Raw genomic sequence first — 14,688 nt, forward strand, 5'->3', positions numbered from 1 at the left:
GCAATATATTTATTGAAACATTGCATTTCAAATTGTTAGAAACATAAATAGATACTCATCTATCAGATTAACTTCTAATTCACCATGTAATTTTTCTAAATAATAACTTTAACCATCTATAATACCCAACATCAGCACAAAATATCCCTCCTTCTCTCATCCTCCTATTTCAGAATGACATTTTTTCCCTTTAGATACTTTACAGCAGGCTTCTCTGTTATTAATAAAAAACATTTGTTCTCATCATTTCTGCCTTATATCCGAGTATGAGTATGAGCATGATTACTTATCATTATGCATTTTTAATAAAAGACACAATCATAACATCACCTTTCAACCTTAACTAACTACTGAGTAAGTTGAAATAGATAAGCTCATTATTCAAACCCATTATTTAATGAGCTATCCATTAGTTAACAACAGACATAACGATATAGTATTTTATATTACTAGATTAACTATTGATTATCTGAATTCTCTTCGGCTTCAAAGCAATCAATTAAAATATCCCACTCCCCATTCTCAATGGCGGGCAGCCCACCAGCAAGAACTAAGGTTTTGTCATTACAATCAATATATCCAGCACACGCCGATACTTCGGACGGTAAATCGGCACGAATCACTTCATCATCGACAATTTGCCACACACCATAATCTGATGTCGCCCATACTCTATCCTGATACCACACCATTTGACGGAAAGGCAACGCTAAATTACCACGATGAATCATACGCCATTCATCGTTACGACCTTTAAATACCGTACCACTTTGTGCACCAATATAGACAAATCCATCCTGACCGCAACAGACAGACTCAAGCAGCATATCGCTAGAGAAAAACACCTGACGCCATGTTTCACCATTAAACTGCCATAAATCCCCTTTGCCACCGCCAGCATATATCTCTGTTTCTGAAAAACCATCGATAAATTCGAAACCAGCGATAGAATTAGCCTCTTTTAAAGTTGGTCTTTTAATTCCATTATTTAATTCTTGCCAATTATTGCCATCGCCCCTTTTCGCTACATACCTAAAAGTACCCGCCACATAAGCATAGCCGCCAATGGAGCGAATATTTGTAATAACTGGTTCATCAGGTATTTGGTTGTCCTCTTCAGCACCGCTTCCAATTGCATAGATATATCCATTCATATCAGCAACATTAACTTGACTCAATGAGCGTGTTATCGTGGCAATACACATAGCCCCCCGTCCACTCCAGCTTACATTGCCCCATTGTTCATCTCCATGTTCATTATGATGATAAACGACTAACCTTTTTTTATACAACTCTTCATCCAGAACAGGATCCAAATCATCCCGAATCTTTTTTGCAAGAAAACAGATAAAACCGTTATCTTTTACTGCAACACCATTAATATAATAACCTTTAAAACATTTCATTATAGTCGGTTTGCATAATTTTTCATCTTTTTCCTTTAAATCTACTACCTAAAACAAAGCACTGATTATTACAAATAAAGTAATAAAGATGTTTAATACCCTATTTACATCTCATGCCTTATTATCTTATCAAGCCAACTATTCCAATCAATTTTATTTACAATCTGTAGGCACAAAATATAAACTAAATATTTTTATAACTATTCCTGAGTTTGACAATTTCAGGAGCGATTCCACAATAAACTTTCACCAAATTATTATTTTTAATTTATTAATCATAGGAAGATCCAACCCATAAATAACAATATCATTAAATTTATAAATGCAGCAAAATTAAAATTAATCGTATCATTCTCTATCCGCATACGGAACAGGTGAAAATCCATAACAATTTCAGAAAAAGATGCCATTTAACATCGCTAACATACGCATTCTGAGTTTTATCGAAATTTGATTTATTAACTGTCTGAAACAGTTATATTTAATTCAAACGCATATAACACTAATGTATTTTAAATATCTTAAGTTTTTATTTATATTTAATCTGAAATTTGATTTTTAATAAAACACTTACCTCATTACAGTAGTGATATACTCAACCGGTCTATTGCCCAGACTTCAAGCTATAATATGCTTCACTTGTTTCAGATAGCATTTTGGCATGGCTGAGAATATTTATTTAACAGCTCGCAGGAAAGATAATTTTAAGGCTGGGCTAACAACAGTGAACTCAATCAGAATGACTATCTCCTCTAGCCAGTTCTGTGCTTACAATCGGTAGCGCCGTATTGCACGGCATTCAGACAGATATCATTTTTCTAGTACAATACCATCCTGACAGCCATTACACTAACCACTTACAGCAATAATCCGGATGTTAAGAACCGTCTAAAATGGTGTCCGGAATTATACTGAATGTATTTGCTCAGGTGGCTTTAACTACGCCGTTCAACCCTTTTGCTATACCAGTACCAGCTATACTATTTATACTGGCAAGCTGATTATGACTATTGTCTAATCAGACTTTGAACCAGCATTGATTGCTATCAATATTAGCGTACATTAATCACACAGAAACTATTTTACTGATTAATTGTGAAATAGGCAGATACAGTTATTATCACAAATTATAAATACCAGATCCAATAAAAAAGACTGCTCTGATAGCAGTCTTTTTAAGTATAACATGTTGCAAACAAGGATTAACGTTTGAACATATTGCCGTATTTCTGATTGAATTTGTCTACACGACCGGTAGAGTCAACAATTTTCTGTTTACCGGTATAGAATGGATGACATGCAGAACATACTTCAATACTGAAAGTATCTTTTTCCATTGCGGATTTAGTTACAAAGGTATTACCGCAAGAGCAGGTCACGGTTACGTCGTGGTAGTTTGGTTGAATGCTGTTATTCATAGTATCGTCCTCGGTTGGCGGGTACAGGGGTTGTGCCTGTACCTCTTGAAACGGATGTTTGCAATCGGATAATTATACTCGCATGAGTAAGATTTTCAAGTAAATTAATACATAGCAACTGCGACATCAAGCCGGCTGCCAAACCTACAATAGCAGTTACCCGACTGATTACATCCTACTTTTTAAGTGTAACACTGCTGTCAAGACCTATACGTCTGACTCAAGCAGCCGCATATACCGAACAATTCAGGCACGGCGCCAGCTAGTACCACTAGCACCATCTTCCAGCACAATACCGGCCGCAGTAAGCTCATCACGAATACGGTCTGATTCTGCCCAGTTGCGTTCTGCACGTGCCTGTTGCCGTGCGGCAATCAGAGCCTCAATTGCAGCATTATCCAAACCCTGCGCCTTTTTACCTACCTCACCCTGCAAAAAAGCCTCAGGTTCACGTTGCAATAAACCCAGCAAACCGGCCAACCCTTTCAGGCACCCGGCTAGTTCAACATCATGAGTTTTGTTGATTTCATTCGCCAGTTCAAACAAAACAGCTACTGCTTCAACAGTGGCGAAATCATCATTCATAGCTGCATAGAAACGACGCGTATAATCATTTAACTGTGCATGTACAGTTATGTCTGCTGCCGGCGTATTTTTCAGGGCAGTATACAGACGGGTGAGTGCACCTTTGGCATCATCAAGATGTGCATCAGAATAATTTAATGGGCTGCGATAATGCGCACGTAAAATGAAAAAACGCACAACCTCAGCATCGTATTTTTGCAACACTTCGCGGATAGTGAAGAAGTTTCCAAGAGATTTGGACATTTTTTCATTATCCACACGAATAAAACCATTATGTAACCAATATTTAACATGGCTGGCAAAGTGATTCTGCTCATCACAACAACCCTGTTTTTCGGCGCCACAACTTTGGGCAATTTCATTTTCATGGTGCGGAAACTGCAAATCAGCACCACCACCATGTATATCGAAATATTTGCCCAGTAGAGCTTTGCTCATTGCAGAACATTCAATATGCCAGCCCGGGCGACCACGTCCCCAGGGACTGTCCCATGCAGGTTCCTGCGGTTTGGCAGCTTTCCACAGCACGAAATCCAGCGGATCACGCTTGTGTCCGTCAACATCAACCCGCTCTCCGGCACGCAGATCATCCAAACTTTTTCCGCTCAATTGTCCATACGGCGGGTATTCACGCACCGCATAAAAAACATCACCATTATCAGCTATATATGCTTTTCCATTTGCAATAATATCTTCAATCATGGCAATCATCTGCGCTATATATTCAGTAGCACGAGGTTCATGGTTGGGCGGGAGTACGCCCAAGGCTGCCGCATCTTCATGCATAGCCTGAATATAGAAATCTGTAAGCTCGGTAATACTGATACCACGTTCATTGGCGCGAGCAATAATTTTATCGTCTATATCAGTGATATTGCGGACATAATCTAGCTGATAGCCCAGTTCACGTAACCAGCGGGCTACGATATCAAATACGATCATTACCCGTGCATGCCCAAGGTGACAATAATCATAAACGGTCATACCACACACATACATGCGCACTTGCTGCGGATTAATCGGTGTAAATTCCTGTTTAGTTCTGGTTAAAGTGTTATACAAGCTGAGCATGTCTGTTTCCAAATTGACTAAGTGGTAGCAATGTACCCGAGTAATTTATTTGTATAAGGTTAATCTGGCTGTTTTCAAGAGCTAGAGAGCCTAAAAGCACGATTTATGTAGCCTAAATTGTAATATAGCGCGGTAAAATTGTCGCTTAAAGCAGTTCCAAACTCAAATAAATACCTTTTGCATACCAATATTCTGCCTAAGAGAGTTACTCTCTAAACCAGTCGCCTTACTTGCTTTTCTGCTACAGATGACATAAAACATTAATCGTGAGAACCAAAACAAGCTTTGAAGAGAAGGAGTAAGTATGACTATCATGAAACCACTGGCTGCGCTGGCAGCTGCAACCACTCTGGCCCTAAGTGGCTGCGTTACTGATCCGACTACTGGCCAAACACACGCCAGCAAAACAGCCGTTTATGGCTTAAGCGGTGCTGCCGTATGCGGTATTGTAGGCGCAATTACACACAACAGCCGCGGCGCGCGCAACGCGGCGCTAGGCTGTGGTGCCATTGGTGCCGGTATTGGTGCCTATATGGATTATCAGGAAAAATTATTGCGCCAGAAACTAGCCAATACCAATGTTGATGTTCAGCGCGATGGTAATCAAATTAAACTGGTAATGCCTGAAAACGTTACTTTTGCTACCAATAGCTCAGAATTAAGTGGCAGCGCCACTTCTTCCCTGTCTTCTGTAGCCGAAGTATTGGCCAAATACGTAGATACCAATATCACCATAGCAGGTTATACTGACAGCACGGGTAATGACAGCATCAATATTCCTTTGTCACAACGCCGTGCTCAGGCAGTTTCCAGTTTCCTGACCTCCCGTGGTGTGGCTTATAACCGTATAAGTGCAACTGGGTATGGTTCAGCCAGTCCGATTGCCAGCAATGCCACTGTTGAAGGCCGTGCGAAAAACCGCCGTGTGGAAATCCGAGTAAATCCTGTACAGCAGGCTCAGACCACAACCACACAGCAAACTACAACCTACGTACAGTAATTGCTGAAAAGGCCTGACAGATTACTAAGCAACTTAATCCGTCAGGCCTATAGGTGACTGGATAATCACGCTTCTTATTATGTGTATTCCTTTTGTTAATCTAATTATGATACTAGTATGGGCTTTCAGTGGTAATAGCAATCCTAATCGCGCCAACTTCTGCAAAGCCAATTTTATACTAATGGCAATTGGAGTAGTATTATGGTTTATAATCATAGCAGTATTTGGAAGTATTCTAGCCAACTCCACACCTGTATAATTAATTCATATTCTTAATAGTAGTAACCACAAAATTTGATTTGTTATATATTAAGATTTAGCGTATCTGATATATTGAATCGATTTCAAAACATAAAATATACAATGTGTGTAAAAAAGCACTTCTACTTGAAGTGCTTTTTTGATTTTAAATCATCTGCACTACATTATTATTTAAGCATTAATATTAATTTAATGATTGATTTAGTATAGTAGTTGACAATGTTTACATTTAATACCAAATTATTTTAAATCATTATTATTTTGAGTCCTGTCAAGTTTACAAATAAGGCCTAATCAGGCAGATATCTCTCCACAACCTCAAAAATTGTCTGCCATCTTAACGGATACAATTTAAAAATCTGAATCTGCCCAGTACAATCAAATGGCCACACATCATTCAAACCATTTCTATTTAAGCCATCGCAGAAACCAGCATCATCAATTACCAAAACATTTTGATTAAACCATCCAGCTTATTAATTATTCATAATTCAAAAAACCATAATCAAAGTTAATGGCATGGCTATAAATTCATACAAATATAATAGAGATTCTCAAGCAAAAACATTACCGGTTATAAGCGCAGCCCACTAGATAATCAGCCTGATTACCTAAATAATTTTACAGTTAATCTGGTGCTAATATGGGCGTTTGGTCAAAGTGGTAATTCTAATCGATTCAATTATTGTAAATCTTAAAGCATTATCTTTGCTGTCTGCATGGCACTTGGTAAGTATTATGCCACCACATAAGAATAAAAAATCATCATACTATTCAAATATATATACGCATAAGAACCAATAATCTGCATAGCCCTGATCAGATAAATCTATAAAAAAAGCACTTCGTTCTGAAGTGCTTTTTGCTATCGGTTCGTTTATGCATCCAATGAACGGTGCAGCTTCGCCTGCCGCTCAATGCGTTTGTTGACAAACCATTGCTGTGCCAGCGTTAGAATATTATTCGTCAACCAGTACAGTACCAGACCTGCTGGGAAGAAGAAGAACATTACCGAAAAGGCAACTGGCATGATTTTCATCATTTTTGCCTGCATCGGATCTGTTGGTGGCGGATTCATGAATGTTTGCAGATACATGGTTAGCGTCATCAGTACTGGCAGGATGAAATAGGGATCCTGACGTCCCAGATCGGTAATCCAGCCGAGCCATGGCGCACCGCGCAATTCTACCGAAGCAAACAAAGCCCAATACAAGCCGATAAATACCGGAATCTGCAACAGCATCGGCAAACAACCGCCAACAGGATTGATTTTTTCCTTTTTGTACAGCGACATCATTTCCTGCTGCATACGCATGCGATCATCACCGTATTGATCTTTCAATGCCTGCAAGCGTGGCGCCACAGCACGCATTTTAGCCATGGATTTATACGATGCATGGGTAAGCGGAAACAGAATTGCTTTCACAGTGAGCGTTAACAGAATAATCGCCCAGCCCCAGTTCTGTACCAAACCATGCCACCAGTTCAGCAGCCAGAATAAAGGTGAAGAGAACAACGACACTTTGCCGTAGTCTTTAATCATCTGTAGATGATCAGCAACTTTGGTAATGACAGAATAAATCTGCGGACCAGCGTACAGGGAAATACCGAAACTGCCAGTAGAATTGGCACCAATATCTTTTAAAGGTACACGCACACCAGTCGAATACAGGCCATCACTGCGTTTACGGATATCAATCTGGCAATCACTGCTGCCACAAACACTGCTGCCACCTTTGGGTTGCAGAATCCATGTAGTCATAAAGTAATGCTGGGTCATACCAATCCAGCCAGTGTTGGTTTTACGCTCATAATCTGCCCGGTCGCGACCAGAAGCATAATCACTGTCCAGATCCTTAAAGGCTACTTTTTCAAACTTACCATTCGGGGTATACAACACCGGGCCAGTATAAGTATGATCAAAATAACCGCTACCTTCCGGCTCTTTGTCATCGCGCAACACTCGGTAGGCCACATCCATTTGCAATGGCTGAGCATTATGATTGGTAATCTCATAACGCAGCCCAATCAGATAGCTGCCTTTGGTGAAGGTATAGACTTTGCTAACCTGCACGCCATCTTGTTCCGCAGCAGTCAAACGCACATCAAGCTTGTCACCGTTAAGCGTGTACTGTTTTTGTGCCGCAGTAAATGTGAGATTTTTAAACTGATAGTCGCCCTGACGGTTCAACAACACCGACTGGGCAATATACTGATGGCCATTAGTACCATTATCCAACAACACAAAAGGCTTATTAGCGTCACTGGTGGCTTTATATTTATTGAGTGTAAGCTGGCGTAAATCACCGCTTTTTTCATCAATAATCGCTTTAACAGTATCGGTACTAACCGTTATCGGCTCTGTTTTACTTAAAGCACCATCAGCAGCCACATTGGCAGAAGTAGCATTGCTGGTAGCTGATGTTTGTTGTGTTGCAGGCTGATTTTCAGGTTGTGGATATAACTTTTCCCAACCAATTAAAATCGCCATAGTCAGCACAAAAAATATCAATAATCGTTTGAAATCCATAGTGTATTCCGTGTGTGTTCGCTAAGGAAGTGGATCATGACCGCAGCCACCCCATGGATGACAGCGGCAAATGCGTTTTATCGCCAGCCAGCTACCCTTAAATACCCCGTATTTTTGCAGTGCCAGCACTGCATATTGCGAACAGGTCGGGCTATAACGGCAACGTGGTGGCAGCAGCGGGCTGATGGCATACTGATAAAACCGAATCAGACCCAGCAATAAATATCTCATTGCGACGTTGCTTTACACCCGTCAGTTGCCACAAGCAACTGCTGTAAAGTCCTGACTACGCCAGCATATTCCGTGTGCCGGAATGGCTGACGTATACGAATGATTATATCAACCGGAGGCAACTCATGCCGGTGCAGGCGAAACCATTCCCGTAACACTCGTTTCATGTAATTACGCCGGTTGGCACGTCTGGCCACTTTTTTGGCAACTATCAATCCCAGACGCGGGAAACCCAAAGCATTGCGTGCCTGAAAAACCTGAATCCAGGCACGGCTTTTTTGGCAACGTAACGCAAAAACGGATGAAAAATCATCCGTTTTTAATAGGCGATATTTTTTGCCAAAATGATAATCCATTCTTATTCTTACACAGCCAAACGTTTACGACCCTTAGCACGACGGGCTGCCAGTACAGCGCGTCCGCCACGAGTTTTGCTACGTACCAGAAAACCATGAGTGCGTTTGCGGCGGGTAACGGATGGTTGATAAGTGCGTTTCATAATTTATTCCCGAATTAACTCTAAATAAAACGTAGCATTACACAACAAGAACAGCACTTTGTCAATCAATATAATCTACAGCAAAGCTTGACGGCAACAGCTTTAACATAAAGTACAAATCATAGTCATAAACCTGTTTATTGCGTATAATTAGCATAATAGGTGCATTTTGTTTCCAGCCTTTAGCCAGTCCCGATTGACAGATAATTTAAGCTTCACGCATGACCCTGACAGAATTTTGGCCACAGTGCCTATTGCAATTAAAGCAAAGCTTACCCGCCCAGCAATACCAGATGTGGATTGCTCCGTTAACCGTAGGCGAGGAAAATGGCAACTGGGTAATTTTTGCACGTAATACATTTACGTTTAACCATATCCGCGAACGTTTCTGGCCTGCTGTAGAAAGTGCCAGACAAGCTATTTTGCCTGATGGCAGCACACCATTAATTCTGAAAATCGGTCAGGGGCGCCCCTTGCAGGCAGCCACACAGGCAGTATTACCAAGTACCCCAGCCAGCACGGCTACTGTAGACACGGCAGCCGCTACAGTAGTGACTGAAAATCCGGCCGAAATCATACCCAAAACAGACCCAGCAACTCCTGAGGCGACAGCCAAAACACGTGCAGCACCCAAACGGACTGAATCCGCTCAGGACATCATCGCCAAACGGCTGCGACACAGCCAGTCTAAAAGCGATAGTAGTCCTGCCGACAATGGCGAAAACAGCAATATCAAACCGGCCAAAGCAGAAAAACACGAAGCGGCTGCACCGGCAATTGCAGCCGATTCAGCTCATGAAAATAGTAAAAAATCCCGCTATACCGAAACCAACCTGAATCCTGAGCACACTTTCGCAGCTCTGGTACAAGGTAAAGGCAACCGTCTGGCTCATGCTGCCGCCCTGTCTATTGCTGAGAATCCGGGCAACAGCATGTACAACCCGTTTTTTGTCTATGGCAGTACTGGTTTGGGTAAAACGCATCTGGTACAAGCCATTGGCAACCAGCTCTTTGCCGCTGAAGCCAAAGTAAAAATACGTTACATTCATGCCGATGAATTTATTCGCGGCATCATGAACGCATTTCATGCCAAATCTTTTGATGCCATGCGCCAGCAGTATCAGCAGGTAGATTTGCTGATTATGGATGATGTGCAGTTTATTGCCGGCAAAGACCGCACCATGGAAGAGTTTTTTTACGTCTATAATCATTTAATTGACGAAAAAAAACAGGTTATTCTTACTTGTGATACCCTGCCTACCCATATTGATGGCATGGATGACCGCCTGAAATCACGTTTTTCCTGGGGGCTGAGTCTGGAACTCGAACCGCCAGAACTGGAAATGCGTGTGGCCATTCTACAGAAAAAAGCCGAGCTGGCGCAGGTAAAACTGGAAGATGAAGCCGCATTTTTCATTGCCAAACATATCCGCAGCAATGTACGCGAACTGGAAGGTGCATTTAAGCGTGTAGTGGCGCAGAGCCGTTTTGCCAGCCGGCCGATTGATGTGGGTTTGGCCACAGAAGCATTACAGGATATTCTGGCCGTCAATCACAAACCGATGACATTGGAACATATCCAGAATACAGTAGCCAAATTTTATGGCATTACCATCAGTGACATGGTGGGCAAAAAACGCACCCGTAATCTGGCTCGTCCGCGCCAGATTGCCATGACATTAGCCAAAGAGCTTACTCCACTTAGTTTACCCGCTATTGGTAGCGGATTTGGTGGTCGCGACCACACAACGGTTATGCACGCGGTAAAAAGCATCTCCAAACTCCGCAAAAATGATGCCGAAACAACCAAAGCGTATGAAACCTTAATGATGATTTTGCGAGATTAAACCAAGGAATAGAATATGCTGATTTTACAAGCAGAACGCGATAGTTTACTCAAACCGCTACAAGCCGTAACCGGCATTGTTGAACGTCGCCATACCTTACCGATACTGTCTAATGTATTACTGGAAAACCATCAGGGGCAAATTAAAATTCTGGCCACCGATCTGGAAATTCAGATTGATACCGTAGGGCCGAAAAGTGAAGCTGAGGACTTCCGCATCACCACCAATGCCAAAAAACTGCAAGATATTCTGCGCGCCCTGCCTGCCGGCGCCATAGTGTCACTGGGCTGGAGCAACAACCGTCTGGAGCTGAAAGCCGGTAAAAGCCGCTTTAATCTGCAAACCTTACCGGCAGAAGACTTCCCGCTGATGAGCGTTGGCGAAAATGTCGATGCTACCTTTACCCTGCCACAGGAAGCATTCCGCCAAATGCTGTCACAGGTACAGTACAGCATGGCTATTCAGGATATTCGTTATTACCTCAACGGCCTGCTGATGCAAACCGAAGGCAATCAGCTGCGACTGGTTGCCACCGACGGGCATCGTCTGGCCTATGCTGCCTGCAATATCGAAGCCGATTTACCTAAAGCAGAAGTCATTCTGCCGCGCAAAACCGTACTGGAGCTGTTTAAGCTACTCACCTTTCCCGAACAGCCGATAACCATTGAACTTTTGAATAATCAAGTGCGTTTTCGCTGCAATGACACCATTATCGTTTCCAAAGTAGTAGATGGTAAATTTCCGGATTACAACCGTGTGATTCCACTAGACAACGATAAAATCTTTCTGGCCAATCGTACCGAGCTGCTGGGTGCACTGGAACGGGCTGCTATTTTGGCCAATGAAAAATTCCGCGGTGCCCGTCTGCAAATCCAACCCGGCCTGCTGAGCGTAACCTGTAACAATAACGAGCAGGAAGAAGCGCGCGAAGAACTGGAAATTGCCTATCAGGGCGATACACTGGAAGTGGGCTTTAACATCAACTACCTCATGGACGTATTGCGTAATGTGCATGTAGAAGACTTGCAGCTGGCTTTTGGTGATGCAAACCGCTCTACCCTCTTTACCATCCCCAACAATCCGAATTTCAAATATATTGTCATGCCGATGCGTATTTAAATACCATTCATACAATAGTTTAGCAACTGCCGTAAATCACCTTGCCGTTATGAAACCAGCAAACTGATTTACGGCAGTTTATTATTTACATTCAGCATTATTATCCATAAATAAAAATCAGACAAAACATCATGTTAAATATAACAACTGGATGAAAAAAAACTGATTTTCTGTTATAATAGTCTTTTGGTCAATTGCCCTGAAACAAGCTTGTTTACACAGGCAAACCGGAATTGCGTTTAGCATCAAATCCCGGCTACAGGTACATCATTTAACAGCATGACCGCTGCTCCAGATTTAGTAAAGAATTCTTATGACAGATCACAGCTCTGAAGATTACGGTGCCGACAGCATCAAAGTACTAAAAGGTTTAGATGCCGTGCGCAAACGTCCCGGCATGTATATTGGCGATACCCAAGATGGTACTGGCCTGCATCACATGGTATTTGAAGTTCTGGATAATGCCATTGACGAAGCACTGGGTGGTTATTGTGATCACATCACCGTAGCCGTGAATGCTGATAACTCCATTACCATCGAAGATAATGGTCGCGGTATTCCCACCGATATGCACCCGGAAGAACACCGTTCTGCTGCCGAAGTGATTATGACCATTCTGCATGCTGGCGGTAAATTTGATAACAACAGTTACAAAATTTCCGGCGGCTTGCATGGTGTAGGCGTTTCTGTAGTCAATGCCCTGTCTGACTGGCTGCGCCTGACCATCTATCGCAATAATAAAGAACACTTTGTTGAATTCCGCCGTGGTGATGTTGTGGCTCCGCTCGTTGTAGTAGGCGATACCGACAAACAGGGCACACGAGTACAGTTCTTAGCCAGTACCGATACCTTCGGCAATATCGATTACCACTTTGAGACTCTGGCCAAGCGCATCCGCGAACTGTCCTTTCTGAACAATGGCGTGAGCATCGAACTTTTCGACAAGCGCGATGGCAAGCATGAAAACTTTGCCTTTAGTGGTGGTATTGCCGGCTTCGTACAATACATGAGCCGCAACAAAACAGCTTTACATGAAAAAGTTTTCTATGCTGCCGGTGAAAAAGATGGCATGAGCGTCGAATGTGCCATGCAATGGAACGACAGCTATCAGGAAAATGTACAGTGTTTCACCAACAATATTCCCCAACGTGATGGTGGCTCCCACCTGACTGCCTTGCGTCAAGTGATGACCCGTACCATCAACAACTACATTGAAGCGAACGAAGTAGCCAAAAAAGCCAAAGTAGACACCAATGGCGATGACATGCGCGAAGGATTAACCTGCGTATTATCCGTTAAACTGCCCGATCCCAAATTCTCATCTCAAACCAAAGACAAACTGGTTTCCGGCGAAATCGGCCCGGTGGTTAACGAAGTATTAAGCAAAGCCCTGTCTGAATTTCTGGAAGAAAACCCAACTGAAGCCAAAATCATTACCGGTAAAATTGTCGATGCAGCACGGGCGCGTGAAGCGGCACGTAAAGCACGTGAAATTACTCGGCGTAAAGGAGTGATGGATGGCTTGGGGCTGCCGGGCAAACTGGCAGACTGTCAGGAAAAAGACCCTGCTTTATCAGAATTGTATCTGGTCGAAGGGGATTCAGCCGGTGGTTCCGCCAAACAAGGGCGTGACCGTAAATTTCAGGCCATCTTACCGCTGAAAGGTAAAATTCTGAATGTAGAAAAGGCTCGCTTTGAAAAAATGCTGGCCAGTCAGGAAGTAGCCACCTTAATCACCGCACTGGGTGCAGGCATCGGTAAAGAAGAATTCAACCCTGAAAAACTGCGTTACCATCGCATTATCATCATGACCGATGCCGACGTAGACGGCGCGCATATCCGTACCCTGCTGCTGACATTCTTCTACCGGCAAATGCCTGAGCTGGTAGAACGCGGTTATGTTTATATAGCCCAGCCGCCGCTTTACAAGGCCAAACACGGCAAACAAGAGCGCTACCTCAAAGACGAATTTGAAAAAGACCAATTCCTGCTCAGTCTGGCACTGGACAAGATACGGCTAATTATTGGCGACAACACCCTTGAGGGTAATGCCTTGGCCGAAATTGCCAAACAATATATTCTGACACAAAACATAATTATGCGTGAAAGTCGCATCATTGACAGTGCCGTACTGAATGCCCTGCTCTACTGGAATGAGAATCTGGATTTAAGCACCGTAGCCAGTGCCGAAAAAGCCGTACAAACATTAACCACACTGGTTAATGATGACAATATCAGGCTGGAACGCATCGGTGCTGACGATGAAGTGCAAATGATTAAAATCACCCGTCAATTGCACGGTAATCAGATGGTTAGCTATCTGGAGCAAAAATTTGCTGAAAGCCGTGCCTACCAGAATATTCGCCAGACGGCCGCCACCTTAAGCGGCATCATCGATGCGCCGATTGAAGTGGTTAAAGGTGACAATAGCAACAAAGTTACCGGCTTTGCTCAGGCACTGGACTTACTGATGACTACCGCCCAGAAAGGGCTAAGTATTCAGCGTTATAAAGGGCTGGGCGAGATGAACCCCGAACAGCTATGGGAAACCACCATGGATCCCACCGTACGCCGGCTGCTGAAAGTCAGAATCGAAGACGCGATGGCTGCAGATGATGTCTTTGTTACCCTGATGGGTGATGAAGTTGAACCACGGCGCGCATTTATCGAAAACAACGCCTTAAATGCGCAGGTAGATATTTAAATCACCTTATCACACCA

Annotated in this window: 11 protein-coding genes; 4 read left to right on the forward strand and 7 right to left on the reverse strand. The window is 42.9% G+C overall.

Annotated elements, in window-relative coordinates; translation table 11 throughout:
- Nucleotides 1-458 precede the first annotated feature (458 nt).
- From J6578_RS07200 to cysS, 3 genes are all read right to left on the reverse strand, one after another.
- The gene (locus J6578_RS07200) at nt 459-1,406 is read right to left on the reverse strand and encodes a hypothetical protein (RefSeq protein WP_287954212.1); all 948 of its coding nucleotides are present in this window, start codon (nt 1,404-1,406) and stop codon (nt 459-461) included.
- 1,202 nt (nt 1,407-2,608) lie between these two features.
- A complete protein-coding gene (gene rpmE, locus J6578_RS07205; protein WP_037407294.1) occupies nt 2,609-2,824 on the reverse strand; it encodes a 50S ribosomal protein L31 in 216 nt (71 codons plus the stop codon).
- Nucleotides 2,825-3,070: 246 nt separating this feature from the next.
- Nucleotides 3,071-4,480 (reverse strand): cysteine--tRNA ligase, encoded by a 1,410-nt coding sequence (gene cysS / locus J6578_RS07210; protein ID WP_037491212.1) that lies wholly within the window; start codon nt 4,478-4,480, stop codon nt 3,071-3,073.
- Between the two features lie 304 nt (nt 4,481-4,784).
- Here cysS and J6578_RS07215 point away from each other — a divergent pair, with 304 nt between their 5' ends.
- Nucleotides 4,785-5,480, forward strand: coding sequence for a YiaD family glycine zipper/OmpA-like lipoprotein (locus J6578_RS07215; protein WP_051608220.1), 696 nt, complete (start codon nt 4,785-4,787; stop codon nt 5,478-5,480).
- A gap of 1,138 nt (nt 5,481-6,618) precedes the next feature.
- On the opposite strand, the gene yidC is transcribed toward J6578_RS07215, so the two are convergent.
- From yidC to rpmH, 4 genes are read right to left on the reverse strand one after another with little or no spacing between them, the layout of a single operon-like run.
- A complete protein-coding gene (gene yidC, locus J6578_RS07220) occupies nt 6,619-8,271 on the reverse strand; it encodes a membrane protein insertase YidC (protein WP_287954213.1) in 1,653 nt (550 codons plus the stop codon).
- Between the two features lie 21 nt (nt 8,272-8,292).
- Nucleotides 8,293-8,502, reverse strand: coding sequence for a membrane protein insertion efficiency factor YidD (yidD, locus tag J6578_RS07225; RefSeq protein ID WP_037407304.1), 210 nt, complete (start codon nt 8,500-8,502; stop codon nt 8,293-8,295).
- On the reverse strand, nt 8,499-8,858 hold the full coding sequence (gene rnpA, locus J6578_RS07230) for a ribonuclease P protein component (RefSeq protein ID WP_037407306.1): 360 nt from the start codon (nt 8,856-8,858) through the stop codon (nt 8,499-8,501). Before rnpA ends, yidD begins: the two co-directional genes overlap by 4 nt.
- An 8-nt stretch (nt 8,859-8,866) precedes the next feature.
- Complete coding sequence (rpmH, locus tag J6578_RS07235) at nt 8,867-9,001, reverse strand: 50S ribosomal protein L34 (RefSeq protein ID WP_004283944.1); 135 nt, start codon at nt 8,999-9,001, stop codon at nt 8,867-8,869.
- Between the two features lie 221 nt (nt 9,002-9,222).
- On the opposite strand from rpmH, the gene dnaA reads away from it, so the two are divergent.
- From dnaA to gyrB, 3 genes are all read left to right on the forward strand, one after another.
- On the forward strand, nt 9,223-10,848 hold the full coding sequence (dnaA, locus tag J6578_RS07240) for a chromosomal replication initiator protein DnaA (RefSeq protein ID WP_287954215.1): 1,626 nt from the start codon (nt 9,223-9,225) through the stop codon (nt 10,846-10,848).
- A 15-nt stretch (nt 10,849-10,863) separates the two neighbouring features.
- On the forward strand, nt 10,864-11,967 hold the full coding sequence (dnaN, locus tag J6578_RS07245) for a DNA polymerase III subunit beta (protein WP_093091921.1): 1,104 nt from the start codon (nt 10,864-10,866) through the stop codon (nt 11,965-11,967).
- A gap of 313 nt (nt 11,968-12,280) precedes the next feature.
- Nucleotides 12,281-14,671, forward strand: a complete 2,391-nt coding sequence (gyrB, locus tag J6578_RS07250) for a DNA topoisomerase (ATP-hydrolyzing) subunit B (protein ID WP_287951216.1) — start codon at nt 12,281-12,283, stop codon at nt 14,669-14,671.
- Nucleotides 14,672-14,688 lie beyond the last annotated feature (17 nt).

Source organism: Snodgrassella sp., assembly GCF_024103505.1.
GTDB classification, from domain to species: Bacteria; Pseudomonadota; Gammaproteobacteria; order Burkholderiales; family Neisseriaceae; genus Snodgrassella; species Snodgrassella communis.

What these genes read in the sequence shown, in the direction of transcription:
- J6578_RS07200 (WP_287954212.1), bottom strand. Translation starts at nt 1,406, where the DNA reads ATGAAATGTTTTAAAGGTTATTATATTAATGGTGTTGCAGTAAAAGAT.
- rpmE (WP_037407294.1), bottom strand. Translation starts at nt 2,824, where the DNA reads ATGAATAACAGCATTCAACCAAACTACCACGACGTAACCGTGACCTGC.
- cysS (WP_037491212.1), bottom strand. Translation starts at nt 4,480, where the DNA reads ATGCTCAGCTTGTATAACACTTTAACCAGAACTAAACAGGAATTTACA.
- J6578_RS07215 (WP_051608220.1), top strand. Translation starts at nt 4,785, where the DNA reads ATGACTATCATGAAACCACTGGCTGCGCTGGCAGCTGCAACCACTCTG.
- yidC (WP_287954213.1), bottom strand. Translation starts at nt 8,271, where the DNA reads ATGGATTTCAAACGATTATTGATATTTTTTGTGCTGACTATGGCGATT.
- yidD (WP_037407304.1), bottom strand. Translation starts at nt 8,502, where the DNA reads ATGAGATATTTATTGCTGGGTCTGATTCGGTTTTATCAGTATGCCATC.
- rnpA (WP_037407306.1), bottom strand. Translation starts at nt 8,858, where the DNA reads ATGGATTATCATTTTGGCAAAAAATATCGCCTATTAAAAACGGATGAT.
- rpmH (WP_004283944.1), bottom strand. Translation starts at nt 9,001, where the DNA reads ATGAAACGCACTTATCAACCATCCGTTACCCGCCGCAAACGCACTCAT.
- dnaA (WP_287954215.1), top strand. Translation starts at nt 9,223, where the DNA reads ATGACCCTGACAGAATTTTGGCCACAGTGCCTATTGCAATTAAAGCAA.
- dnaN (WP_093091921.1), top strand. Translation starts at nt 10,864, where the DNA reads ATGCTGATTTTACAAGCAGAACGCGATAGTTTACTCAAACCGCTACAA.
- gyrB (WP_287951216.1), top strand. Translation starts at nt 12,281, where the DNA reads ATGACAGATCACAGCTCTGAAGATTACGGTGCCGACAGCATCAAAGTA.